The sequence below is a fragment of the Bacillus sp. XF8 genome (assembly GCF_017498755.1).
Lineage (GTDB): Bacteria > Bacillota > Bacilli > Bacillales > Bacillaceae_G > Bacillus_A > Bacillus_A bingmayongensis.
The window spans coordinates 171206-196101 of sequence record NZ_JAGDQK010000005.1 but is presented as its reverse complement, the minus strand read 5'-3'; the positions used below and the strand labels follow the sequence as shown (position 1 = coordinate 196101).

Below are 24896 nucleotides of genomic sequence, written 5' to 3'. Positions count from 1 at the left end.
GCAGTTATTGCTGTCCATTAGAGCGGGATGAAAAACGACTTTTCGTGCTGAAATAAAAAGGAGATGTGATGTATGATTGAAAAAGAAGATTTGGTAGAAGCTTACCGCGGACAGTTACAAGTCGTTTTAGAAAGCAAAGTAGAAGAATTTCAAATGATTGGCTATGACCGAGTGACGACCGAGGATATTTGGAAATGTTTAAAAAGCAAAAAGTGGAAAAAGGTAGCGAGTGACGTTAGATTGTATGAGCTTGTGAATGATGTGCTAACATTAACAGCAAATGAGTACATGACATACTTAACAGTAGAAGCATATCAAGAACCACTTTGGTCATTTGAAGAATATGAAAATAAATAACCGGCTGTAATTGGTTTGTTCTTCCTTTTGCAGTATAATGATAGGTATTGATAAAGAGGAATGTTATATGTCAGAGATTTTAAGTAAAGGAGGTAGAAAGCAGAAGTCATACTAATTTGTAGTAAGATATAGGGTGTTTGTGCGTCTAAGACGTAGAACTGAGGTTTTACCTATATGACTAGTAGCATACTAGTAACAAAATGCTAAAAATTCACAGAAAGGAAGCCTACTAACTAGACAAACGCATAAATGTAGAGGAATGCCTGTGAATAAACAGAAATGATTGTTACAGGAAATTGTCTAGCGTAAATGAATGATATGATTTGTTTATGGTTTTAGTAGCAGAAAGAAGGTACATATGGCAAAGCGTAGTACTAGAATCGTCGCGTTCTTTCTCATCGTTTTACTAATCGGTGGAATTATTGGTGCGACGGGCAAGAACATAACAAAAGGAATTAGTCTTGGACTAGACCTTCGTGGTGGCTTTGAAATTTTATATGAAGTAAAGCCAGCGAAAAAGGGTGATAAAATTGATCGAGACGCACTTGTAAGTACAGTAGGTGCTCTTGAAAATCGTGTGAATGTTCTCGGTGTAAGTGAGCCGAACATTCAAATTGAAGGAGAAGATCGAATTCGTGTACAGCTTGCTGGAGTAAAAGATCAGCAAAAAGCACGTGAAATTTTATCTACTCAAGCGAAATTAACATTCCGTGATGTGAATGATAACCTTCTCATGGACGGAACAGATTTAAAAGGCGGGGGAGCGAAGCAAACGTTTGATGATCAAGGTCGACCAAGCGTTGGACTTACATTAAAAAGTGCTGAAAAATTCCGCGAAGTAACTGAAAAAATATCTAAAATGCCGCCACCAACAAATTTAATGGTGATTTGGCTTGATTTTGAAGAAGGTAAAGATTCTTATAAAGCAGAATCTGCAAAACCTAATCCGAAATTTTTATCAGCAGCAACAGTAAACCAAGTATTTAACCAAGCGGAAGTATCCATCGTTGGAGGAAACTTTACAGTTGAAAGTGCGAAGCAGCTTTCAGACTTATTAAACGCTGGTGCGCTTCCTGTTGATTTAAAAGAAATGTATTCAACATCTGTTGGAGCAAAATTTGGTCAACAAGCATTAGAGCAAACGATTTTCGCTAGTGTAATCGGTATTGCTATAATCTTCTTATTTATGCTTGTATTCTACCGCTTGCCAGGACTTGTAGCAGTTATCATGTTAGGTTTATATATTTTCGTAACATTGCTTGTCTTTAACTGGATGCATGCAGTCCTTACGTTACCGGGGATTGCGGCGTTAGTGCTCGGGGTTGGTATCGCGGTCGACGCGAATATTATTACGTACGAGCGACTGAAGGAAGAATTACGAATTGGTAAGTCCATGATGTCTGCATATCGCGCGGGTAATCACCGTTCGTTAGCAACGATTTTAGATGCGAACATTACAACAATTGCAGCGGCTGGTGTGTTATTCGTTTATGGTAATAGCTCTGTAAAAGGATTTGCGACAAGTTTAATTGTCAGTATTTTAGTCGGTTTTATTACGAACGTATTCGGTACTCGTTTCTTACTTGGATTACTTGTAAAAAGCCGTTACTTCGATAAGAAAATGTCTTACTTTGGTGTGAAACAGAAAGAAATTCTTCCGTTGTCAAAAGGTGTAGAGCATGCACCAACTAGATTTGATCGTATTAACTTTGTGAATATTGGGCATAAGTTCTTCTTATTCTCGATTGTGGTTGTAATCGCTGGAGCGATTATATTACCGATTTTCAAGCTGAATCTTGGAATTGATTTTGAAAGTGGTACACGTATTGACTTGCAATCTAAACAAGCCATTAGTGTTTCACAAGTGCACAAAGATTTACAAGAGCTAAAAATTGATGTAAAAGAAGAAGATATTGTACCAACTGGAGATGACAATAAAGGATTTGCTGTTCGTACGTTAGGCGTTTTATCAAAAGATGAAATTTCGAAAGCAAAAACATTCTTCCACGATAAATATGGGACAGATCCAAATATAAGTACAGTTTCTCCAACAATCGGGAAAGAGATTGCACGAAATGCATTTATCGCAGTTATGATTGCCTCAGCGGTTATCGTTTTATATGTAAGTATTCGTTTCCGTTTCACATATGCGTTATCTGCTGTAATCGCATTGTTACATGATGCATTCGTTATGATTGTTGTGTTCAGTATCTTCCAATTGGAAGTAGATTTAACGTTTATTGCGGCGGTATTAACAATCATTGGTTATTCGATTAATGACTCGATTGTTACATTTGACCGAAACCGTGAGCTATACAAACAGAAAAAACGAATTCGCGACTTGAAAGATTTAGAAGAAATTGTAAACTCAAGTATTCGCCAAACAATTGGTCGCTCAATTAACACAGTTCTAACTGTATTATTCCCTGTTATTGCACTGCTTATCTTCGGTAGTGAATCACTGCGAAACTTCTCAATTGCATTAACAGTTGGACTAGTTGTAGGTACGTACTCTTCTATCTTCGTTGCTTCTCAAATCTGGCTAATGCTTGAAAATCGCCGATTGAAAAAAGGAAAAGGTACGAAGAAAGTAGAAAATGAAGTGTCTGAACCACAAGTATAAAAATTAGAACAAAACATATAAAAAGATGATGCCTCTTTAGAGGCATCTCTTTTTTCGTTTGCGGATACAATAAAGTGACACTTCCTTTAGCGACTTTTGCTAAAGGTTAGTAGAGCGAATTGTGGGAAACTGGAGGGGAGTGACACTTCTTCCATTATTTTCATTACAATAAAAAGGTAGTTTGAGAAAAGAAGGGATTTCATTTATGGAAAAAGATGAACGTTTTAAACAGGCGGAGTTTGGTGCCATTGTTGGAATCGTTGGTAATATTGTATTAGCGGTTATAAAGGCGGTAATTGGATATATTGGGAACAGTAAGGCGCTTTTGGCAGATGCGGTTCATTCAGGTTCTGATGTGATTGGCTCATTAGCTGTGTTTTTCGGGTTACGTGCAGCAAAGCAACCGCCCGATGAGGATCATCCTTATGGACATGGAAAAGCGGAATCGATTTCAGCGATTATTGTCGCAGTTTTGCTATTTATTGTAGGGATTGAAATTGCGATTTCTTCTATAAAGGCTTTTACACAAGAGCTTGAACCACCAAAGGGAATTACGATTTATGCGGTTATTCTTTCTATCGTGGTGAAAGAAGGAATGTTTCGGTATAAGTATCGATTAGGGAAACGGGTAAACAGTGATGCAATTATTGCAAATGCATATGAGCACCGTTCAGATGTATTCTCTTCAATTGCAGCTTTAATCGGGATTTGTGCAGCAATAATCGGAAATAAACTAGGTTTAGAGTGGCTTGTGTATGCCGATCCGGTTGCGGGATTGTTTGTTTCACTTCTTGTTGTGAAGATGGCCTGGAGCATTGGCGGAGAATCAATTCATACCACACTTGATCATGTCCTCCATGAAGAAGATGTCATTCCGTTAAGAGAATCCGTTCTTCAGGTAGAGGGTGTTAAAAAAATTGGTTCCCTATATGCGAGAGAACATGGTCATTATGTCATTGTTGATATTAAAGTGTCTGTTGATCCATATATCACAGTAGAAGAGGGACATCGCATTGGGAAGCATGTAAAAGAGGTGTTGATGCAGCAAGATAACGTACAAAATGTTTTTGTGCATATTAATCCGTATTCTCCGGATTAATATAGTTTTCTTCTATAATTAAATAGATATTTATTTAATTATAGAGATATTAAATCGTAATTTGCATGATATTGTCACCCCTTAATCTGTCTTGTATAATGGACAGGTTAAGGGGTGATTTCGTGTTACAACCGAAGACGCGTTGGAAAGAAAAGTCATTTAATGAGGAACAAGTAGGTGAGTTAGCAAGCAAATTGCAATTATCACCGCTTGTTACTTCGTTATTCCTCGGTAGAGGTTTAGATACAGAAGATAAGATTGTGGATTTTTTAAATACAGAAGGGCAAGAATTTCACGATCCATTTTTACTTGAGGGAATGGACCGTACAGTAGAACGTGTAGGGCAAGCCATTCAAAATGGAGAGCAAATTTTAATATTCGGGGACTATGATGCGGACGGTGTAAGTAGTACAACCGTTTTATTTCTTGCTCTTCAAGAACTAGGTGCAGATGTTGAGTTCTATATTCCAAACCGATTTACTGAAGGATATGGACCGAATGAAGAGGCATTTCGCTGGGCACATCGTGCGGGATTTTCTCTTATTATTACTGTTGATACAGGTATCGCAGCAGTTCATGAGGCGCAGATAGCAAAAGAGCTTGGTATGGATCTTATTATTACAGATCACCATGAGCCGCCACCAGAACTTCCAGAAGCACTTGCGATTATTCATCCGAAGTTAGAAGGCGGCGTCTATCCGTTTCATTATTTAGCGGGCGTTGGGGTTGCATTTAAAGTAGCGCATGCACTACTTGGACGTGTACCGGAGCATTTATTAGAAATTGCAGTGATTGGTACGGTAGCCGATTTAGTGTCTCTTCATGGTGAGAATAGATTGCTCGTACAGCGCGGATTGAAACAAATGCGAATGACGAAAAATGTTGGTTTAAAAGCATTATTTAAAGTAGCAAATGTTTCACAAAGCGAGATTACGGAAGAAAGCATTGGCTTCTCAATTGCACCGCGTATTAATGCAATTGGTCGTTTAGAAGATGCGGCTCCGGCAGTTCACCTTCTTTTATCAGAGGATCCAGAAGAAGCGAAAGAGCTTGCTGAAGAAATTGATGAGCTGAACAAGCTTCGAAAAGATATTGTAAAGCAAATTACAGAAGAAGCGATTGCAGAGGTGGAAAACAACTACCCGCCAGAGGACAATAAAGTGTTAGTACTTGCGAAAGAAGGATGGAATCCAGGTGTAATAGGAATTGTTGCTTCTAAACTAGTAGAGCGTTTTTATCGACCAACAATCGTGTTGTGTATTGATCCTGAAAAACAAACAGCAAAAGGGTCTGCTCGTAGTATTGCAGGATTTGATTTGTTTGCAAATTTATCAGATTGTAGGGAATTGTTACCTCACTTTGGTGGGCATCCAATGGCGGCAGGAATGACGCTTCATATGAATGATGTGGATGAACTGCGCCGCCGTTTAAATGAACAAGCAGATACGATTTTAACGCCTGAAGATTTTACTCCGATTACAACAGTTGATGCGATTTGCAAAGTGGAGGATGTGACGCTTTCGGCAATTGAAGAAATGCAAAAGCTAGCGCCATTTGGTGTTGGAAATCCGAAGCCACGTATCGCAATTAGGGATGCGGAGTTAGAAAGTATTCGTGCGATTGGATCTGATGGTTCTCATTTAAAAATGGCACTTCGTGATGGACAGGCGACGTTAGATACGATTGGATTTGGATTTGGAGCCTATGCGAAAGAAATTTCGCCAGTTGCTCACGTTTCTGTTGTTGGTGAGGCATCAATTAATGAATGGAATAATTTCAAAAAACCGCAACTGATGATTCAAGATATTGCGGTAGATGCATGGCAATTATTTGATTGGCGTAGCATGCGTAATGTGGAATCGAACTTAGCAGAACTTTCGCTAGAAAAAATAACAATGGTGTATTTTTCTGAAGAGGTATTAAATAAATTTTCTCTAGAAGAATATAAAGAACAACTTATGCATGCTTCAGAAGTGATTGACCTAGATAGTCGTTATATTGTTTTGTTAGATTTACCAAAGTCAACAGATGAATTACGCGGTTTATTTAAGGCGGGATTCCCAGCGCGAATTTATACGCTGTTTTACCAAGAGAATAATCATTTATTTAGTACGGTTCCAACAAGAGAACATTTTAAATGGTACTATTCCTTTTTACATCAAAAAGCACCATTTTCTTTAAGACAACATGGAGAACAACTATGCCGTCATAAAGGTTGGTCAAAAGATACAGTAAATTTCATGACACAGGTGTTTTTTGAGTTAGAATTTGTTACAATAAAAGACGGTGTCATTTTTATGGCAGACGAAATGAAAAAGCGTGATTTAATTGAATCGAACACATATCGTGAGAAAATGAACCACTTGCAATTAGAAAAAGAATTGGTTTATAGCACATATCAACAACTATATACATGGTTTGAAACGATTCGTAATCATAAAGAAGTAGAACAGTTAGGGTAAAGGCCTTGTATTTACAGACCTTTTATATCTGAGGAGGATTCAGAAATATGGATTTCAAGCAACATATCGCAATTGTATCGGATTATCCGAAAGAAGGTATCGTGTTTAAAGACATTACCCCTTTAATGAACGATGGGAAAGCATACAAAGCAGCAACAGATGAAATCGTTGCTTATGCGAAAGAAAGAGACATCGATCTTGTAGTAGGACCAGAAGCACGTGGTTTTATTATCGGTTGCCCAGTTTCTTACGCGCTAGAAGTAGGGTTTGCACCAGTTCGTAAATTGGGAAAATTACCTCGTGAAGTAATTAAAGTAGACTACGGTAAAGAGTATGGAAAAGATGTTTTAACAATCCATAAAGATGCGATTAAACCAGGTCAACGTGTATTAATTACAGATGACTTATTAGCTACAGGTGGAACAATTGAAGCGACAATTAAGCTAGTTGAAGAACTTGGCGGAATTGTAGCAGGGATTGCATTCTTAGTAGAACTTACTTACTTAGATGGCCGTAAAATGTTAGACGGTTATGATGTATTAGTGTTAGAAAAATACTAATTATTATATAGGTAAAACTACGGCGATAGAAAAAAGTACCCGTGAATCTCTTGGAGAGGAGCGGGTACTTTTGTATAATTGTACAAAAAAGTATGGTGAAATATCTGTAAAATCTTTTCCTTTTCACAATTCACAATCATTAGGTTATAATGATAGAATAAAATTTATTCTAATGATAAGGGAAAAGTCAATTTTCAATAAAAGGTGATTCGATGGCAAATGAGCAAGTACTAACAGCTGAACAGGTACTCGAGAAAGCAGGACAATATTTAGCGGACGATGATATTGAACTAGTGGCACGTGCCTATGAATATGCACGTGATGCACATAGGGAGCAATATAGAAAATCGGGCGAACCATATATTATTCATCCGATTCAAGTCGCAGGTATTTTAGTTGATTTACACATGGATCCATCTACAGTGTCGGCAGGTTTTTTGCATGATGTAGTAGAAGATACCGAGGTTACATTAGAGGATATTGAACGGGAATTTAATAAAGAAATTGCAATGCTTGTTGATGGGGTTACAAAGCTTGGGAAAATTAAATACAAATCTCATGAACAACAGCAAGCAGAGAACCATCGTAAAATGTTTATCGCAATGGCCCAAGATATTCGTGTTATTTTAATCAAATTAGCTGATCGTCTTCATAACATGCGTACGCTGAAGCATTTGCCGCAAGAAAAGCAGCGTCGTATTGCAAATGAAACGTTAGAAATTTTTGCACCTTTAGCTCATAGACTCGGAATTAATACTATTAAATGGGAGCTAGAGGATACAGCGCTTCGCTATTTAAATCCGCAACAATACTATCGCATTGTTAACTTAATGAAGCGGAAACGTGCAGAGCGTGAAGAATATTTGGATGAAGTAATGACGGGTATTCGTGACAAACTGAAAGAAGTAGCGATTCAACCTGATATTTCAGGACGCCCAAAACATATTTATAGTATTTATCGTAAAATGGCACTTCAGAATAAACAATTTAATGAAATTTATGATTTGTTAGCTGTGCGCGTTGTTGTAAATAGTATTAAAGATTGTTATGCGGTGCTTGGTATTATCCATACATGTTGGAAACCGATGCCAGGTCGTTTTAAAGATTATATTGCCATGCCGAAAGCGAATCTATATCAATCTCTGCATACAACTGTGATAGGTCCAAAAGGTGACCCGCTTGAAGTGCAAATTCGTACGAAAGAAATGCATGAAATTGCGGAGTACGGGATTGCCGCGCACTGGGCATATAAAGAGGGGAAAGCTGCAGAAGCAACAGGTACCCTTGAGAAGAAATTAACATGGTTCCGTCAAATATTAGAATGGCAAAATGAAGCTTCTAATGCGGAAGAATTTATGGAGTCATTAAAAATTGATCTGTTCTCTGATATGGTATTCGTCTTTACACCAAAAGGCGATGTCATGGAATTACCACTAGGTTCTGTTCCAATTGATTTTGCTTACCGTGTCCATTCAGAAATCGGGAATAAAACAATTGGTGCAAAAGTAAATGGTAAAATGGTGACACTTGATTATAAGTTAAAAACAGGTGATATCATTGAAATTCTAACGTCTAAACATTCGTATGGACCAAGTCAGGACTGGGTGAAACTTGCCCAAACCTCACATGCGAAAAATAAAATCCGTCAATTTTTCAAAAAGCAACGCCGTGACGAGAATATCGAAAAAGGTCGCGAGCTTGTTGAAAAAGAGGTGCGTGGCTTAGAGTATGAGATGAAAGAAGTATTAGCACCTGACAATTTAAAACGAGTGGCTGAGAAATATAACTTTGCGAACGAAGAAGATATGTTTGCGGCAGTTGGGTATAACGGTATTACGGCTGCACAAATTGTAACGCGTCTAACGGACAAGTTCCGCAAACAGCGTGAAGAAGAACAAGATATTGTTGAAGTGAAAGAAGTTCGTAAGCCGATGAAAATTCGGAAATGGGATTCAGGTGTAAAAGTAAGCGGGGCTGATAATTTATTAATACGTTTATCGAAATGCTGTAACCCAGTGCCAGGTGATGATATTATCGGATACATTACGAAAGGGCGCGGTGTATCAATTCATCGTCGTGATTGCGTCAATGTGCATACAGAAGAAGCGCAAGAACGTTTACTTGAAGTAGAGTGGGAAGGTAGTCCAGAAAAAGAAATTGAATACAATGTTGATATCGAAATTTCTGGATATGATCGTCGCGGCTTATTGAATGAAGTTCTGCAAGCTGTTACAGAAACGAAAACATATATTTCAGCTGTTTCGGGTAGAAGTGACCGCAATAAAATGGCGACAATCAATATGTCTATTTCCATTCGTAATTTACACCATTTGAAAAAAGTCGTAGAGCGTATTAAACAAGTTCCAGAAATTTATGCGGTACGCCGCATGATGCATTAATAAGGAGTGTATTCGGTATGAGAGTTGTCTTGCAACGATCAAAGGAAGCGTCTGTTACAGTAGATGGTGAAATGGTAGGACAAATTCCGTTCGGTTTAACATTGCTAGTTGGTATTACTCACGAAGATACAGAAAAAGATGCAACATATATTGCTGAAAAGATTGCAAATTTACGTATTTTTGAAGATGAGAACGGGAAGATGAACCATTCTGTACTAGATATGAAGGGACAAGTTCTTTCTATTTCACAATTTACATTGTACGGAGATTGTCGTAAAGGGAGACGCCCAAACTTTATGGACGCTGCGAAACCAGACTATGCAGAGAACTTGTATGATTTCTTCAATGAAGAACTTCGTAAACAAGGCTTACACGTAGAAACGGGACAATTCGGAGCAATGATGGATGTTTCTTTAATTAATGATGGTCCGGTGACCTTAATTTTGGAAAGTAAATAATGATGGCAGAAGAGAGGGGGATATGCCCCTCTCTTTTTTTGTATATAAGTTCTTATAAAGGTATATTTTGTTAATTTGTAATATGATTGTTATGGAAATAACAAAATTAGCATAGGGGAATGTATGAGGAGGAACATATTATGGCAACATTTGTACTCGTTCACGGAGCATGGGATGGAGGATATGTTTGGAAGGAAGTCGCTACACATTTAAGAAAAGAAGGTCATGAAGTATATATGCCGACATTAACAGGACTTGGAGAAAGAACGCATCTTGCAAATCCTAGCATAGGTCTGAAAACATATATTCAGGATGTTGTGAATGTGATTCAATATGAGCAGTTACAAGAAGTAATTTTAGTAGGTCATAGCTATTCTGGTATGGTAATAACAGGAGTAGGAGAAGTGATTCCTGAATCGATTAAAAATCTTGTGTATGTAGATGCAATGCTTCCAAATGATGGTGATTCTGTTATGGATATTTCGGGGCCGGAAATGGCTACACATTTTATAGAAGAAGTAAAACTGCATGGAGAGGGATGGAGAGTTCTTCCGAGAAATGCAACAGATCCAAGAAAGTCGGCGATGCCTTTATTGTCTTTTACGCAAGCAGTTGAAATGAAAAATCCTCAAGTTAGTACGATACCACATACATATGTGGAAATTTTAGACCATCCAGAGAATTGGCCGATGACGCCTATCTTTCAAAAATCAGCTCAAATAGCAAGAGAAAAAGAGTGGAATGTTTTTACAGTTGGAACGGGTGGGCATTGGGTTATGCAAACAAATCCAGAAGAATTGGTAGATATATTAAATCGATGTGATAAGGGATTTGAAAAATAAAAAGATACAATACATTCATTTCTCTATGGAGGAAGGGGAGCTGACATAGGGAGCTGATACAGTATGTTTCAAGAATTAAATTTAGCTTTACGTTGTGTATTAGAGTTATGTATTCTTGGGATTATAGGGTATTGGGGATTTCAAATGGGAAAAGGACCTGTTATCAAGGTTATACTTGCTAGTGTACTTCCTGTTATTGTAGCTATTATATGGGGATTATTTGGAGCGCCCGCAGCGACGTGGCAATTACAAGGTGCACTACATCTATTGTTGGAAATTATCATTTTTGGACTCGGTGTTGTAGCACTATATCATTTAAAGTATGTGACGTTAGCGACTATATTATTGATTGTAATTATAATCAACCGCATTTTGATGTATGCATGGGGACAGTAGTGTGCTATTTTCGCCTTTGTGTATAATCACTTTATCAATATGGAACAATAGAAGTAAAAAACATCCATATTGATTGTGAGGGATACACGTATGCGCATGAATGAAAAAGGACACTCTGTTACGAATGGGGCAAATCAATTGTTTAACGTGAATTTTCATGAGTTTATTGCAAGAGAACAAAATAATACTTCTATGGAACTCGCTTCTGAATTTGGCATTTCATTACAAGATGTAAAACGCTTAAAGAAGCAGATTGAACGCTCCTAGGACACTTGACAATCGCCCTGAACAAACGTATAGTAATTTTATATTTACATATGAAGAGAACCGATGATAGAGAAGAGTAGATGAGATACACATGAAAAGAGAAGAAATGTCCTAGGCTGAAAACATTTCTACATGATGACTGATCGAATGACACTCTGTAGGTTTCAACTTGAACGGCATCGATGCTTAGTAGAGGTGAACGCAAGTTTAAGCGTTATTAAAAAAGTGGAAGCATACGTGCTTCAATTAGGGTGGCACCACGGGTATAATACTCTCGTCCCTACTGGATAATCAGTAGAGGCGGGAGTTTTTTTATTTTTAATAAGATTAAAACAATTTGAGGAGGAACTGAATATGTCTATTCAAATCCCACGCGGAACGCAAGATATTCTTCCAGGTAGTGTTGAGTTATGGCAGTATATCGAAGGGCAAGCACGCGAAATTTGCCGTCGTTACAACTATAAAGAAATTCGTACACCAATTTTCGAGCACACAGAATTATTTTTACGTGGTGTTGGTGATACAACAGATATCGTTCAAAAAGAAATGTACTCATTCCAAGATCGTGGCGAGCGTAGCTTAACACTTCGTCCAGAAGGAACAGCTCCTGTTGTACGTTCTTACGTTGAAAACAAAATGTACGGTGATGCAACGCAGCCAACGAAATTATATTACATTGGTCAAATGTTCCGTTATGAAAGACCACAAGCAGGTCGCTATCGTCAATTCGTACAATTCGGTATCGAAGCAATCGGTAGTAATGACCCAGCAATCGATGCAGAAGTAATTGCGCTTGCTGTAGAATTCTACCGCGGCATGGGCTTAAAAAATATTAAAGTTGTTCTAAATAGTTTAGGTGATCCAGCGAGCCGTCAAGCGCACCGTGAGGCGCTAATCGCTCACTTTGAACCTCGCATCGGTGAGTTCTGTTCTGATTGCCAATCTCGTTTAGAAAAAAATCCACTTCGCATTTTAGACTGTAAGAAGGATCGTAATCATGAATTAATGAGCACAGCACCATCTATTACAGAATACTTAAACGAAGAATCAACAGCGTACTATGAAAAAGTACAAGAGCTATTAACAATGATGGGTGTTCCATTTGAAAAAGATCCAAATCTAGTACGTGGTTTAGATTACTATCAGCACACTGTATTTGAAATTATGAGTGAAGCAGACGGTTTCGGTGCAATCACGACATTAAGCGGTGGTGGTCGCTATAACGGTCTTGTACAAGAAATCGGTGGTCCAGAAATGCCTGGTATCGGTTTTGCAATGAGTATCGAGCGTTTAATTATGGCGCTAAAAGCTGAAAATATCGAATTGCCAATTGAACATAACATTGATTGCTATGTTGTAGCACTTGGAGACAAAGCGAAAGATCACGCTGCAAAAGTTGCATTTGATCTTCGTAAGGTTGGGTTATCAGTTGAAAAAGATTATTTAGATCGCAAAATGAAAGCGCAATTTAAATCAGCAGATCGTCTAAATGCGAAATATGTAGCTGTATTAGGAGAAGATGAGTTAGATAAAGGCATCATTAACTTAAAAGATATGGCAACAGGTGAGCAAGAAGAAGTAGCATTAGATGTATTTGCTTCATATGTAGCAGAAAAATTAATATAGGGGGAACTTATAGTGGCTGAAAGAACACATGCATGTGGAAAAGTAACAGTAGAAGCAGTTGGACAAACAGTTCAATTAAAAGGTTGGGTACAAAAGCGCCGTGACTTAGGTGGATTAATTTTCATCGACTTACGTGACCGCACAGGTATCGTACAAGTTGTATTTAACCCAGAAACATCTAAAGAAGCACTAGAAGTAGCAGAAACAATTCGTAGCGAATACGTACTGCACGTAGAAGGGACAGTTGTAGAACGCGGCGCTGGTGCAATCAATGAAAACATGGCAACAGGACGCATTGAAGTACAAGCAACGAAAGTAAATGTACTAAATGCAGCAAAAACAACGCCAATTATTATCGCAGATGATACAGATGCATCAGAAGATGTTCGTTTAAAATATCGTTATTTAGATTTACGTCGCTCTGTTATGTATAACACATTCAAAATGCGTCACGACGTAACAAAAACAATTCGTAACTTCTTAGATTCAGAAGAGTTCTTAGAAGTTGAAACACCAATCTTAACAAAGAGTACACCAGAAGGAGCACGTGACTATTTAGTACCAAGCCGTGTGCATGAAGGTGAATTTTATGCATTACCTCAATCTCCGCAGCTATTTAAACAGCTTCTTATGGTCGGCGGATTTGAACGTTATTATCAAGTAGCTCGTTGTTTCCGTGATGAAGATTTACGTGCGGATCGCCAACCAGAATTCACACAAATTGATATCGAGGCATCATTCTTAACGCAAGAAGAAATTCTAGAAATGATGGAACGCATGATGACGAAAGTTATGAAAGATGCAAAAGGTGTAGAGGTTAACGCGCCATTCCCTCGTATGACATATGCTGATGCAATGGCTCGCTATGGTTCTGATAAACCGGATACACGCTTCGCGATGGAGCTTACTGACCTATCTGAATTCGCAGCAGGTTGCGGCTTTAAAGTGTTCACAAGCGCTGTAGAAAGCGGTGGACAAGTAAAAGCACTTAATGCAAAAGGTGCAGCGAGCAAATATTCTCGTAAAGATATCGATGCATTAACTGAATTTGTAAAAGTATACGGTGCAAAAGGTTTAGCTTGGTTAAAAGTTGAAGAAGATGGCTTAAAAGGACCAATTGCGAAATTCTTTGGTGAAGAAGATGCAAACGTACTAATGCGTACATTAGAAGCGAATGCTGGTGATTTATTACTATTCGTTGCTGATAAGAAGAGCGTTGTTGCAGATAGCTTAGGCGCACTTCGTTTACGTTTAGGTAAAGAGCTTGAGTTAATTGACGAAAGCAAATTTAATTTCCTATGGGTAACTGACTGGCCACTTCTTGAGTACGATGAAGATGCAGATCGTTACTTCGCAGCTCATCACCCATTCACAATGCCATTCCGTGAAGATGTTGAGCTATTAGAAACAGCACCAGAAAAAGCGCGTGCGCAAGCATATGACCTTGTATTAAACGGTTATGAGCTTGGTGGTGGATCACTTCGTATTTACGAGCGTGATGTACAAGAAAAAATGTTCAAAGCACTTGGATTCTCACAAGAAGAAGCGCAAGAACAATTCGGTTTCTTATTGGAAGCATTCGAATATGGTACACCACCACATGGCGGGATTGCACTAGGTTTAGACCGTCTTGTAATGTTACTTGCAGGTCGTACAAACCTTCGCGATACAATTGCATTCCCGAAAACAGCAAGCGCAAGCTGCTTATTAACAGATGCGCCAAGCCCAGTTGCAGGAGCGCAGCTTGAAGAGCTTAACTTGCAATTAAATATAAAAGAAGAGAAGTAAGAAGGAGTCCTAGATGGTTATACTAAAGCCATCTAGGATTTTTTTAGAGGACGTTCAAAAAATCCGGTGAAGATAGCAACCAGATTTCTTCGCTAGTCTGGTTACTTGTGTAGTCCATCTATACTTCGTATCCTCCAGGCTTCTGCCTCTCAAACAACTCGGATCTCTATATTCTTTTTTGAAACAAGTATTTTTAGGATTTGTATAACTTTTTCTATACAAATAGTCGGAAAAACGCTAGAATACATGGTAGACCATTTTTGTAATAGGGGTGTAGAGCTGAATGTTACATCAATTTTCACGTAATGAATTAGCCTTCGGAAAAGAAGGTCTTGAAATATTAAAAAATAGTACGGTAGGTATTTTAGGGATCGGCGGTGTAGGTTCGTTTGCAGCAGAAGCGTTAGCACGTTCTGGTGTAGGACGTCTTGTATTAGTTGATAAAGACGTTGTTGATATTACAAACGTTAACCGTCAAATCCATGCATTACTTTCTACTGTAGGACGTTCAAAAGTAGAATTAATGAAAGAGCGTATTGCCGATATTAATCCAGACTGTGAAGTCATTGGATTAGAAATGTTCTATACAGATGAGACATACGAAGAGTTCTTTAAACATGGTTTAGACTTCGTAGTTGATGCATCAGATACAATTACGTTCAAGATTCATTTAATTAAACAATGCTTACGACGCAAAATTAAAATCATCTCAAGTATGGGTGCAGCAAACAAAATGGACCCAACTCGTTTCCGTATTGCGGATATTTCAAAAACACATACAGATCCAATTGCGAAAGTGATTCGTACGAAGCTTCGTAAAGAAGGTATTAAAAAAGGTGTGAAAGTGGTATTCTCTGACGAAAACCCAATCGTAATTCGCGAAGAGGTTCGTAAAGAAATCGTTCCAGACGAAAACGCAAAAATTCGTAAAGCGAAATTACCACCTTCCTCAAATGCGTTCGTACCATCTGTGGCCGGCTTGATTATGGCAAGCCACGTTGTACGTGAACGTATAAAGAGTGTAGAAGTAAAGCGTGTAGGTCAAGAATAAAGGATAGAAAAAAGTGTATACCTTTTATGAGGTATACACTTTTTTTGAGGTTGTTGAAAAAGGGGAACATTACAAAAACGTACTAGTAAGAGGAGGATAAGTTTATTTAGTAATATTTGAGTTTTTTATTTTATGAAAAAAGAGTAAGAATATAATTCTTACTTTTTTTGAAATATTTAGCCACCAATCAGGATTCCATTATCTGCAAAATGATACCGATTCTCATCAATGAACTTATCACCAGTAGTCATAGATCCATTTTCATTTAGATAATACCAATTGTTATTTTCTTTTAACCACCCAGTAGCCATGTATCCATGTTCATTGAAGTAATACCAATTTCCATTGACATTTTTCCAACCTTTAGCCATAGATCCATCTTTATTAAAGTAACACCACTGTCCACTATTAAACGAGCCAGAAATGAAAATAGGTATTACTAAGTATATCAAGTGATTGTGGAGCATTTGAAAATGAAAGAAGAAGTGATGGAAGTTGCGAAAGAGGAAACTGAAAATAATGCAGCAAGGGCAGCTGGACAAGCAGTGGCCGCTGCTCATGTATTTGGGCATGCGATTCATGCATCAACTTATGCTGCTAAAGCAGTTGAATATGCTACTAACTTTGATACTGATGCTGTTGCTCATGAACGAAATTGGCAGCATGAACATTTACTAGACTTGTTTAAGTGGTCAAAATAAAAATAGAGACGAGAGTGGTCTTTTTACTCTCGTCTCTATTTCAATTTTCAGCCGTATAAATAATATCTAAGTTCCCATTCGGATCTGTTTTAAAGATAGGGGCAATTTGATCTTCTTGTTCATCTACTAGCACAAGTTTTCGAGCGCGGTCCATAATTCTAACAAGCATTGCATAATCTTCTTCGATTGCTTGTTGTTTTTTCGTTAAAGCTGCTAGTTTGACTTCTAGTTCGTCATTTGTTTTTTGAAAGGAGGCAAGCTTTGTATGCAAGTCTTCATTTTCAATTTGTATCTTTTCTAAGTGAGGATTATTGCTTCCTAAGTTTTGCAAGAATGAGATTACATCTTGCATTGTAAGAGAATGTTTATTAGCAGCAAGTTCTTCGGAAAATTCAGCATCAATTATGATTTTCTTTTTTTGTTTTGGTTGTAATAGTTGCTTTTTTTCTACATTTGCTTCAGAACGCTTTAACGCTTTTCTTTGCTTCTTAGCAAGTTGTACAGCATCTTCATAATTTTGTCTAACTTCAGCGTTCCAGCGGAATCCACAAGCGGCCGAAGTACGGTTTAATTTGTCTCCAACTTCATCAAACGCTTTTAGTTGTGTGCTTCCTTGGCGAATATGTCGTAAAACGGTTTCTGCTAAAAGGAGATCGTCTTCTCCTGTCCATGCATCTTGGCGTGTTTTCATAAGCGAAACCTCCCGTAATCATGTCGTTTTCGCTTAGATTACCCCTTTGGTTTACTTTTATGCGAACTTTGCAATCTTTCATATACAGTTGAAAGTGCCTGCTCAAATTTCCCAGTCGTTTTCGGTTTATAATATTGTTTGTTTTTTATTTTGTCTGGTAAGTATTGCTGCTGTACCCAACCGTTTGGATAATCGTGTGGATACAAGTATCCGATGCCTCTACCCAGTGCTTCAGCACCTTTATAGTGACTATCTTTTAAATAACTTGGTACATCACCTGTTTGCCCGTTTCGTAAGTCGTGAAGTGCTGCATCAAGCGCCTTGTATGCTGAATTCGACTTTGGAGAAAGGCAAAGCTCAATAACTGCATTGGCAAGCGGAATGCGAGCTTCTGGAAACCCGACGCGTTCAGCCGATTCAATCGCAGCGAGTGTACGCGGTCCAGCTTGCGGGCTAGCAAGTCCAATATCTTCATATGCCATAATGAGCAGTCTTCTTCCGATACTTTGCAAATCGCCAGCTTCAATAAGGCGCGCTAAATAATGAAGTGCAGCATTCACATCACTTCCGCGCACTGACTTTTGAAAAGCAGATAGGACGTCATAATGAGCATCTCCGCCCTTATCATGAACAAAGCTTTTTTTCTGTAAACATTCTTCTGCAATTTCTAATGTGATTTCAGCGGTTTGATCGTCTGTTGTAAAGCTAGATAAAACAGCAAGTTCAAGCGCATTATAAGCAGAGCGCATATCTCCACCAGAGGCATTTGCAAAGTGACGCAGTGCTTCATCTGTAACAGTTACATGATATTCACCTAAACCTTTTTCTTTATCTTCAAGCGCTCGTTTTAAGCCAATTAAAATATCATCTTCTGTTAGTGCGTGTAGTTCAAAGATTTGGCATCGGCTCCGAATAGCAGAGTTAATCGCATGGAATGGATTGCTCGTTGTTGCTCCAATTAATGTAAGAAGTCCGCTCTCTAAATGTGGTAAAAGGAAGTCTTGTTTTGCTTTATCTAAGCGATGGACCTCATCTAAAATTAAAACAAGGTGGCGGTGCATTTTTGCTTCTTGCACGACAACTTCCATATCCTTTTTATTATGAGTAACAGCATTTAATAGGCGAAAGGGCGTTCCTGTACTGCCAGCAATTGCACTAGCGATCGATGTTTTTCCAGTTCCGGGTGGACCGTACAAAATCATCGATTGGAAATGGTTCGCCTGGACCATTCGCCATAAAATTTTCCCTTCACCAACTAAATGCTCTTGCCCAATTATTTCTTTAATGTTTGTCGGACGCATTCGGTGTGCGAGTGGTTGTTTCATTGTAACCGTCTCCCTTAATATATAATCTCATTCTATGGTAACATCTTTTGGATGGAAAATTGAAATATGATGCTGTGCAATTATAAAGAATCCGAGATAGTATTTTCAATTTTCTTTTAATTGTAATAATTTCCGAGTTTTTCAATACGAATTTATGTTATCATTTTGATACACAAGTTGAAATTTCTTATAATACTATATTATGCTATAATTTCATAGGATTTTGATTTTTACATTGTGTTCTTCTTACGAATAAAGATTTAACTAATAGAAGTGAAATTTTGAAAAGAGGTGCGAAATAGATGAAAATTTCAACGAAAGGCCGTTACGGCTTAACAATTATGATTGATCTTGCGAAAAAGTTTGGTGAGGGTCCGATTTCTTTAAAATCAATTGCGCAGGCACATGATCTATCTGAACATTACTTAGAGCAATTAATCTCTCCACTTCGTAACGCTCGTCTTGTAAAAAGTACGCGTGGTGCATATGGTGGTTACGTATTATCTGACCAACCAGCTAACATTACAGCTGGCGATGTAATCCGTGTGTTAGAAGGTCCGATTAGCGTTGTTGAAATGATAGAAGAGGAAGAACCAGCGCAACGCCAGTTATGGATGCGTGTTCGTGATGCAGTACAAGAAGTATTAGATAGTACAACTTTAGAAGATTTAGTACGCTATGAGGAAGAAAATCATGGGGGTTATATGTTTTACATTTAATTCCTTGTGAAACGATTTGGAAAGAAGGAGATCTTATGGAACGCATTTACTTAGATCATGCTGCGACATCTCCGGCCCACCCAGAAGTGGTCGAAAAGATGATTCCATATATGACAGAAATATTTGGTAATCCGTCTAGTATTCATTTTTATGGACGCCAAACACGTCATGTGGTAGATGAAGCAAGACGTGTTTGTGCACGCAGCATCAATGCAAATCCAAATGAAATTATTTTTACAAGCGGTGGTACGGAGGCTGATAATTTAGCGCTTTTAGGTGTGGCACGTGCAAACCGTAATAAAGGAAATCATATTATTACGACGCAAATTGAACATCACGCTATTTTGCATACATGTGAAGTGCTAGAGCGAGAAGGCTTCGAAGTGACGTATTTACCTGTTGATAAAACGGGCCGTGTTCGAGTTTCTGATGTGAAAGAGGCGTTAACAGATGAAACGATTCTCGTATCTGTTATGTTTGGAAATAACGAAGTTGGTACGGTTCAACCGATTGCAGAAATTGGAGCACTGTTAAAAGAACACCAAGCGTATTTCCACACGGATGCTGTACAAGCCTATGGTTTAACGGCAATTGATGTGAAAGAATTAGGTATTGATTTATTATCAATTTCTGCTCATAAAATTAATGGTCCAAAGGGTGTTGGTTTTTTATATGCTAGCACGCAATTGAAATTTGAACCGTTATTAACGGGCGGAGAGCAGGAGCGAAAACGCCGTGCAGGTACTGAAAATGTGCCTAGTATTGCTGGACTTCAGCACGCTATTATGCTTGCTGAAGAAACACGTGAGCAAAAAAATGCCCAACATGAAGAATTTAAAGATATAATGGTATCTGTCTTTAAAAAAGAAGACATTACTTTCGAGGTAAACGGAAACTTAGAACATCGCTTACCGCATGTATTTAATGTAAGTTTTACAGGAATGGATATTGAGCCGTTTCTTGTAAATCTAGACTTAGCAGGCATTGCAGTATCGAGTGGTTCTGCATGCACAGCTGGCTCTATTGATCCATCACATGTATTAGTGGCGATGTTTGGAAAAGACTCCGATCAAATACGTTCATCCGTACGTTTTAGCTTTGGTCTTGGGAATACGAAAGAACAAGTGGAAAAAGCGGCGTACGAAACTGTGAGAATCGTGAAGCGATTAACACAAAACTAGCATGGGAGGTGACAAGATGAACAAACTACCTCACGAAACACGCGTTGTCATCGGGATGTCCGGTGGCGTCGATTCATCTGTAGCAGCTCTTCTATTAAAAGAGCAAGGTTATGATGTAATCGGGATTTTTATGAAAAACTGGGATGATACAGACGAGAACGGTGTTTGTACAGCAACGGAAGATTACAATGATGTAATCGAAGTGTGCAACCAAATCGGTATCCCATATTATGCAGTAAACTTTGAAAAACAATATTGGGATAAAGTATTTACGTACTTTTTAGACGAGTACCGAGCTGGTCGTACACCAAACCCAGATGTAATGTGTAATAAAGAAATCAAGTTTAAAGCCTTTTTAGAGCATGCGATTGCACTTGGTGCGGATTATGTAGCGACAGGTCATTATGCACGTGTTGCTTATATCGATGGCGAATATAAAATGCTACGTGGTGTTGATGATAATAAGGATCAAACATATTTCTTAAATCAACTAAGCCAAGAGCAATTATCAAAAACGATGTTCCCACTTGGTGAGCTAAAGAAACCGCAAATTCGTGAAATGGCAAAAGAAGCTGGCTTAGCAACAGCGACGAAAAAAGATAGCACAGGTATTTGCTTTATCGGAGAGCGTAACTTTAAAGATTTCTTAAGTAACTACTTACCAGCTCAACCAGGTGTGATGCAAACATTATCTGGTGAAGTAAAAGGGAAACATGACGGTTTAATGTACTATACAATTGGACAACGTCATGGCCTTGGCATTGGTGGTAATGGTGACCCATGGTTTGCCGTTGGGAAAAACTTAAAAGAAAACATTTTATATGTTGATCAAGGATTCCACAATGAGCTGTTATACGGTGATGAAGTTATTGCTACAAATGTAGGCTGGGTAAGCAACAAAGCGAAAGAAAAAGAATTTAAGTGCACAGCGAAATTCCGTTATCGTCAAGAAGATAACGGTGTAACGGTTCAAATTGTTGATGAGAATACGGTTCGTATTCTTTGTGATGAACCAATTCGTGCAATTACACCAGGACAAGCAGTTGTTTTCTATGATGGAGACGAATGCTTAGGCGGTGCTACAATTGATGAAGTATATCGTAGTGGTAAGAAATTAGATTATTTAGGATAAAAATGAGGAGCCTCTGCCGATTAGCGGTCAGAGGTTTCTTTTTTAAAAGAGCGAATTTTTGTTCGCTCGGAAAATAGATTCTTTGTTATAATTTGTTGTAGAGGTGAAGAACATGTCAAATAAGCTTGAAGCAGGCATTCAATATATGCAAGAAGGAAACTGGGAAGAAGCAGCTAAAAATTTTACAGAGGCAATTGAAGAAAATCCGAAAGATGCACTTGGATACATTAACTTCGCGAATTTATTAGATGTGTTAGGCGATAGCGAGCGTGCGATTTTATTTTATAAACGCGCATTAGAACTAGATGAAAAATCAGCTACCGCCTATTATGGTCTTGGAAGCATATATTATGGCCAAGAGCAATTTACAGAAGCAAAAGCTGCATTTGAGCAAGCAATGCAAGCTGGATTACAATCAGCTGATGTGACATTTATGCTTGGGATTACGTATGTACAGCTTGGAAATGATCGTCTTGCACTACCATTTTTACAAAGAGCAACTGAATTAGATAGGGCAGATGTAGAAGCTGTATTCCAATGCGGATTATGTTTTGCACGATTAGAACATATTCAGGAAGCGAAACCTTATTTTGAAAAGGTTTTACAAATGGATGAAGAACATGCAGATGCGTACTATAATTTAGGTGTTGCGTACGTATTTGAGGAAAATAATGAGAAAGCACTTGCTTTATTTAAGAAGGCGACTGAAATTCAACCAGATCACTTTTTAGCAGGGAATGGCATTCGTTTATTAGAGCAAGAAGGTGAATAAAAATTTATGCTTTAACGCGCAGTTACCCTCCATCTAATATTCAGTAGAGAGGTGGGGGCTGTACTGCTCGTTAGAGTGAGAAAAACCGGAAAGGAGAGGAACGATGGGAAATCAACATGCAATGGATTTGTTTGAGGAAGAGCAAAAATTTATAAAAGCACAAGTTCTTCATACCATTTTCCACAACGAAGAAAACCTCTATTCCGTTGTCAGTATGAAAATCATTGAAACAAATGAAACATATGACGAAAAAAAAGTGATGATAAATGGTCACTTTCCCCGTATGCATGAAGATGAAGTATTTACATTAACAGGGCATTTTAAAGACCACCCAAAGTATGGAAAGCAATATTTAGTTGAAACATTTAAAAAAGAACTGCCCCAAACAAAAACAGGTATGGTGCAATATTTAGCAAGTGATTTATTTAAAGGAATCGGGAAGAGAACAGCAGAAAAGATTGTTGATCATCTCGGGGAACATGCGATTTCTAAAATTATGGATGATCCTGCTGCATTAGAAGGTGTTGTAAACAAGCAGAAAGCGCAAGAAATTTATGACACAATTATTGAACACCAAGGTCTTGAAAAAGTCATGAGCTTTTTAAATGGTTATGGTTTTGGGACGAAGCTCTCGATTAAGATTTATCAGCAGTATAAAGAAATGACGCTAGAAGTCATTCGAAACAATCCTTATCAGCTTATTGAGGAAGTAGATGGTATTGGGTTTGGAAGAGCGGATGATATAGGAAGGGCGCTTGGGATATCAGGGAATCATAATGACCGTGTGCGGGCCGGATGTTTCTATACGCTAGAAAACGTTTCGCTGCAAGAGGGGCATGTTTATATGGAAAAGGGGCAGCTTGTTCGAGAAACCGTGTCGCTTTTAAATAATCAAGAGGGCGCTGTGACGGAAGAAGATATTTTGCAATGCGTTGAAATGATGCAAGGTGAAGGGAAAGTCATTATCGAAGAAGAGCGCGTTTATTTAGCTTCATTATTTTATTCTGAAAAGGGTGTTGTTAAATCGATTCGTCGTTTGATGAATCAAGAAGAGACGCCTTCATTCCCTGAAGCAGAAGTGCTATTAACATTAGGGAAAATTGAAGAGCAATTGAAAGTACAGTATGCGCCGCTTCAGCAAGAGGCGATTCAAACTGCGCTTCATAAACCGATGATGCTATTAACCGGTGGACCTGGTACAGGGAAGACAACCGTTATTAAAGGAATCGTCGAAATGTATGCTTCATTGCATGGTTTATCATTAAATCCGAAAGATTATAGTGACGATAATCCGTTTCCGATTCTATTAACAGCTCCGACAGGTCGCGCTGCGAAGCGAATGAGTGAGTCAACAGGGCTTCCTGCTTGTACAATTCATCGTTTACTTGGCTGGACGCCAGAAGGATCTTTCCAGCGGAATGAAACAGATCCTGTACAAGGGAAATTACTTATTATCGATGAGTTTTCAATGGTTGATATTTGGCTAGCGAATCAATTGTTTAAATCGTTACCAACAAACATTCAAGTTATTGTTGTAGGTGATGAAGATCAATTGCCGTCTGTAGGACCTGGACAAGTATTGAAAGATTTATTAGATGCTGGCGCTATTCCGACAGTGAAGCTAACAGAAATTTATCGTCAGGCAGAAGGGTCATCCGTTATTCAACTTGCCCATGCGATAAAAAAAGGTACGTTGCCACCAGACTTAGCACAAAATAAAAAAGACCGTTCGTTTATTGGTTGTTCAGGCGCTCAAATTGTTGAGGTTGTAAAGCAAGTATGTGAAAACGCAAAAACGAAAGGGTTTAGCGCAAGAGATGTACAAGTGTTAGCGCCTATGTATCGCGGTCCGGCAGGGATTAATGTGTTAAATGAGGCACTCCAAGAAGTGTTTAATCCCAAAAAAGAAAAGAGTAGAGAAATTGCCTACGGTGATGTTGTGTATCGAACAGGTGATAAAGTGCTGCAACTCGTAAACCAACCAGAAAGCCAAGTGTTTAATGGCGATATTGGAGAAATTGTTTCTGTATTTTATGCAAAGGAAAATGTGGAGAAACAGGATATGGTTGTTGTTTCATTTGATGGGATTGAAGTAACGTATATAAAGCCGGATTTAAATCAAATTACACATGCGTATTGCTGCTCGATTCATAAGTCACAGGGAAGTGAATTCCCGATTGTAATTATGCCGATTGTAAAGAGCTATTACCGCATGCTTCGCCGTAATTTAATTTATACAGGTATTACGAGAAGTAAAAAGTTTTTAATTATTTGCGGGGAAGAAGCCGCTTTTCAATCGGGTGTGAATCGTCTTGATGATTCAATGCGGCAAACGACGTTAGCTGGTCGCCTGCAGGAGTCGCAAGGAGAAGTGCAAATGGTTACGATTGATGGCCAGGAGATGGATGTGGAAAACATTTCACCGTATGATTTTATGTAGCAAGGTG

22 protein-coding genes and 1 other annotated feature are annotated in these 24896 nt (G+C 38.4%); of the genes, 19 read left to right on the top strand and 3 right to left on the bottom strand.

Annotated elements, in window-relative coordinates; translation table 11 throughout:
• Positions 1-72: 72 nt before the first annotated feature.
• The 13 genes from J4P91_RS06345 (at position 73) to J4P91_RS06285 (ending at position 15928) form a co-directional block, all read left to right on the top strand.
• Positions 73-357 carry a post-transcriptional regulator gene (locus J4P91_RS06345; RefSeq protein ID WP_017150681.1) on the top strand — a complete coding sequence of 95 codons (285 nt, stop codon included), beginning with the start codon at positions 73-75 and terminating at the stop codon, positions 355-357.
• A 358-nt stretch (positions 358-715) separates the two neighbouring features.
• A complete protein-coding gene (secDF, locus tag J4P91_RS06340; RefSeq protein ID WP_207993280.1) occupies positions 716-2980 on the top strand; it encodes a protein translocase subunit SecDF in 2265 nt (754 codons plus the stop codon).
• Between the two features lie 205 nt (positions 2981-3185).
• Positions 3186-4079 carry a cation diffusion facilitator family transporter gene (locus J4P91_RS06335; protein ID WP_207993279.1) on the top strand — a complete coding sequence of 298 codons (894 nt, stop codon included), beginning with the start codon at positions 3186-3188 and terminating at the stop codon, positions 4077-4079.
• Between the two features lie 122 nt (positions 4080-4201).
• Entirely contained in the window at positions 4202-6541 is a 2340-nt protein-coding gene (gene recJ, locus J4P91_RS06330; RefSeq protein WP_207993278.1) for a single-stranded-DNA-specific exonuclease RecJ, read from the top strand.
• Positions 6542-6588: 47 nt separating this feature from the next.
• The gene (locus tag J4P91_RS06325; protein WP_207993277.1) at positions 6589-7101 is read left to right on the top strand and encodes an adenine phosphoribosyltransferase; all 513 of its coding nucleotides are present in this window, start codon (positions 6589-6591) and stop codon (positions 7099-7101) included.
• Between the two features lie 212 nt (positions 7102-7313).
• Positions 7314-9500: a GTP diphosphokinase gene (gene relA / locus J4P91_RS06320; RefSeq protein ID WP_017150686.1), complete on the top strand. Its 2187-nt coding sequence runs from the start codon at positions 7314-7316 to the stop codon at positions 9498-9500.
• 17 nt (positions 9501-9517) lie between these two features.
• The gene (locus tag J4P91_RS06315; RefSeq protein ID WP_207993276.1) at positions 9518-9958 is read left to right on the top strand and encodes a D-tyrosyl-tRNA(Tyr) deacylase; all 441 of its coding nucleotides are present in this window, start codon (positions 9518-9520) and stop codon (positions 9956-9958) included.
• Between the two features lie 140 nt (positions 9959-10098).
• Complete coding sequence (locus J4P91_RS06310) at positions 10099-10800, top strand: alpha/beta fold hydrolase (protein WP_207993275.1); 702 nt, start codon at positions 10099-10101, stop codon at positions 10798-10800.
• A gap of 63 nt (positions 10801-10863) precedes the next feature.
• Positions 10864-11196, top strand: coding sequence for a YrdB family protein (locus J4P91_RS06305; RefSeq protein WP_207993274.1), 333 nt, complete (start codon positions 10864-10866; stop codon positions 11194-11196).
• A 90-nt stretch (positions 11197-11286) separates the two neighbouring features.
• Entirely contained in the window at positions 11287-11463 is a 177-nt protein-coding gene (locus J4P91_RS06300; protein WP_003200475.1) for a hypothetical protein, read from the top strand.
• A gap of 54 nt (positions 11464-11517) precedes the next feature.
• Positions 11518-11748, top strand: a binding site (T-box leader).
• Between the two features lie 69 nt (positions 11749-11817).
• Positions 11818-13089: a histidine--tRNA ligase gene (gene hisS / locus J4P91_RS06295; protein WP_207993273.1), complete on the top strand. Its 1272-nt coding sequence runs from the start codon at positions 11818-11820 to the stop codon at positions 13087-13089.
• Positions 13090-13101: 12 nt separating this feature from the next.
• Positions 13102-14877 (top strand): aspartate--tRNA ligase, encoded by a 1776-nt coding sequence (gene aspS, locus J4P91_RS06290; RefSeq protein ID WP_207993272.1) that lies wholly within the window; start codon positions 13102-13104, stop codon positions 14875-14877.
• 283 nt (positions 14878-15160) lie between these two features.
• Positions 15161-15928 carry a tRNA threonylcarbamoyladenosine dehydratase gene (locus J4P91_RS06285; protein WP_207993271.1) on the top strand — a complete coding sequence of 256 codons (768 nt, stop codon included), beginning with the start codon at positions 15161-15163 and terminating at the stop codon, positions 15926-15928.
• A 176-nt stretch (positions 15929-16104) separates the two neighbouring features.
• On the opposite strand, the gene J4P91_RS28775 is transcribed toward J4P91_RS06285, so the two are convergent.
• Entirely contained in the window at positions 16105-16299 is a 195-nt protein-coding gene (locus J4P91_RS28775; protein ID WP_374192015.1) for a hypothetical protein, read from the bottom strand.
• A 102-nt stretch (positions 16300-16401) separates the two neighbouring features.
• Here J4P91_RS28775 and J4P91_RS06275 point away from each other — a divergent pair, with 102 nt between their 5' ends.
• Positions 16402-16629 carry a putative immunity protein gene (locus tag J4P91_RS06275; RefSeq protein WP_207993294.1) on the top strand — a complete coding sequence of 76 codons (228 nt, stop codon included), beginning with the start codon at positions 16402-16404 and terminating at the stop codon, positions 16627-16629.
• Positions 16630-16669: 40 nt separating this feature from the next.
• Here the strand turns inward: J4P91_RS06275 and J4P91_RS06270 are convergent, their stop codons facing one another.
• Positions 16670-17320, bottom strand: coding sequence for an RsfA family transcriptional regulator (locus J4P91_RS06270; RefSeq protein WP_207993269.1), 651 nt, complete (start codon positions 17318-17320; stop codon positions 16670-16672).
• Between the two features lie 38 nt (positions 17321-17358).
• Positions 17359-18645, bottom strand: a complete 1287-nt coding sequence (locus tag J4P91_RS06265) for a replication-associated recombination protein A (RefSeq protein WP_207993268.1) — start codon at positions 18643-18645, stop codon at positions 17359-17361.
• Positions 18646-18947: 302 nt separating this feature from the next.
• Between J4P91_RS06265 and cymR the strand changes: the two genes are divergently transcribed.
• The 5 genes from cymR to recD2 all read left to right on the top strand — a co-directional run bounded on the left by cymR (position 18948) and on the right by recD2 (position 24889).
• Entirely contained in the window at positions 18948-19364 is a 417-nt protein-coding gene (cymR, locus tag J4P91_RS06260; RefSeq protein WP_000704116.1) for a cysteine metabolism transcriptional regulator CymR, read from the top strand.
• A gap of 35 nt (positions 19365-19399) precedes the next feature.
• Entirely contained in the window at positions 19400-20545 is a 1146-nt protein-coding gene (locus tag J4P91_RS06255; protein ID WP_207993267.1) for a cysteine desulfurase family protein, read from the top strand.
• A gap of 16 nt (positions 20546-20561) precedes the next feature.
• Positions 20562-21677 (top strand): tRNA 2-thiouridine(34) synthase MnmA, encoded by a 1116-nt coding sequence (mnmA, locus tag J4P91_RS06250; RefSeq protein WP_017150698.1) that lies wholly within the window; start codon positions 20562-20564, stop codon positions 21675-21677.
• Between the two features lie 112 nt (positions 21678-21789).
• Positions 21790-22449: a tetratricopeptide repeat protein gene (locus J4P91_RS06245; protein WP_207993266.1), complete on the top strand. Its 660-nt coding sequence runs from the start codon at positions 21790-21792 to the stop codon at positions 22447-22449.
• A gap of 103 nt (positions 22450-22552) precedes the next feature.
• Entirely contained in the window at positions 22553-24889 is a 2337-nt protein-coding gene (recD2, locus tag J4P91_RS06240; protein WP_207993265.1) for an SF1B family DNA helicase RecD2, read from the top strand.
• The last annotated feature ends 7 nt before the right edge of the window (positions 24890-24896 follow it).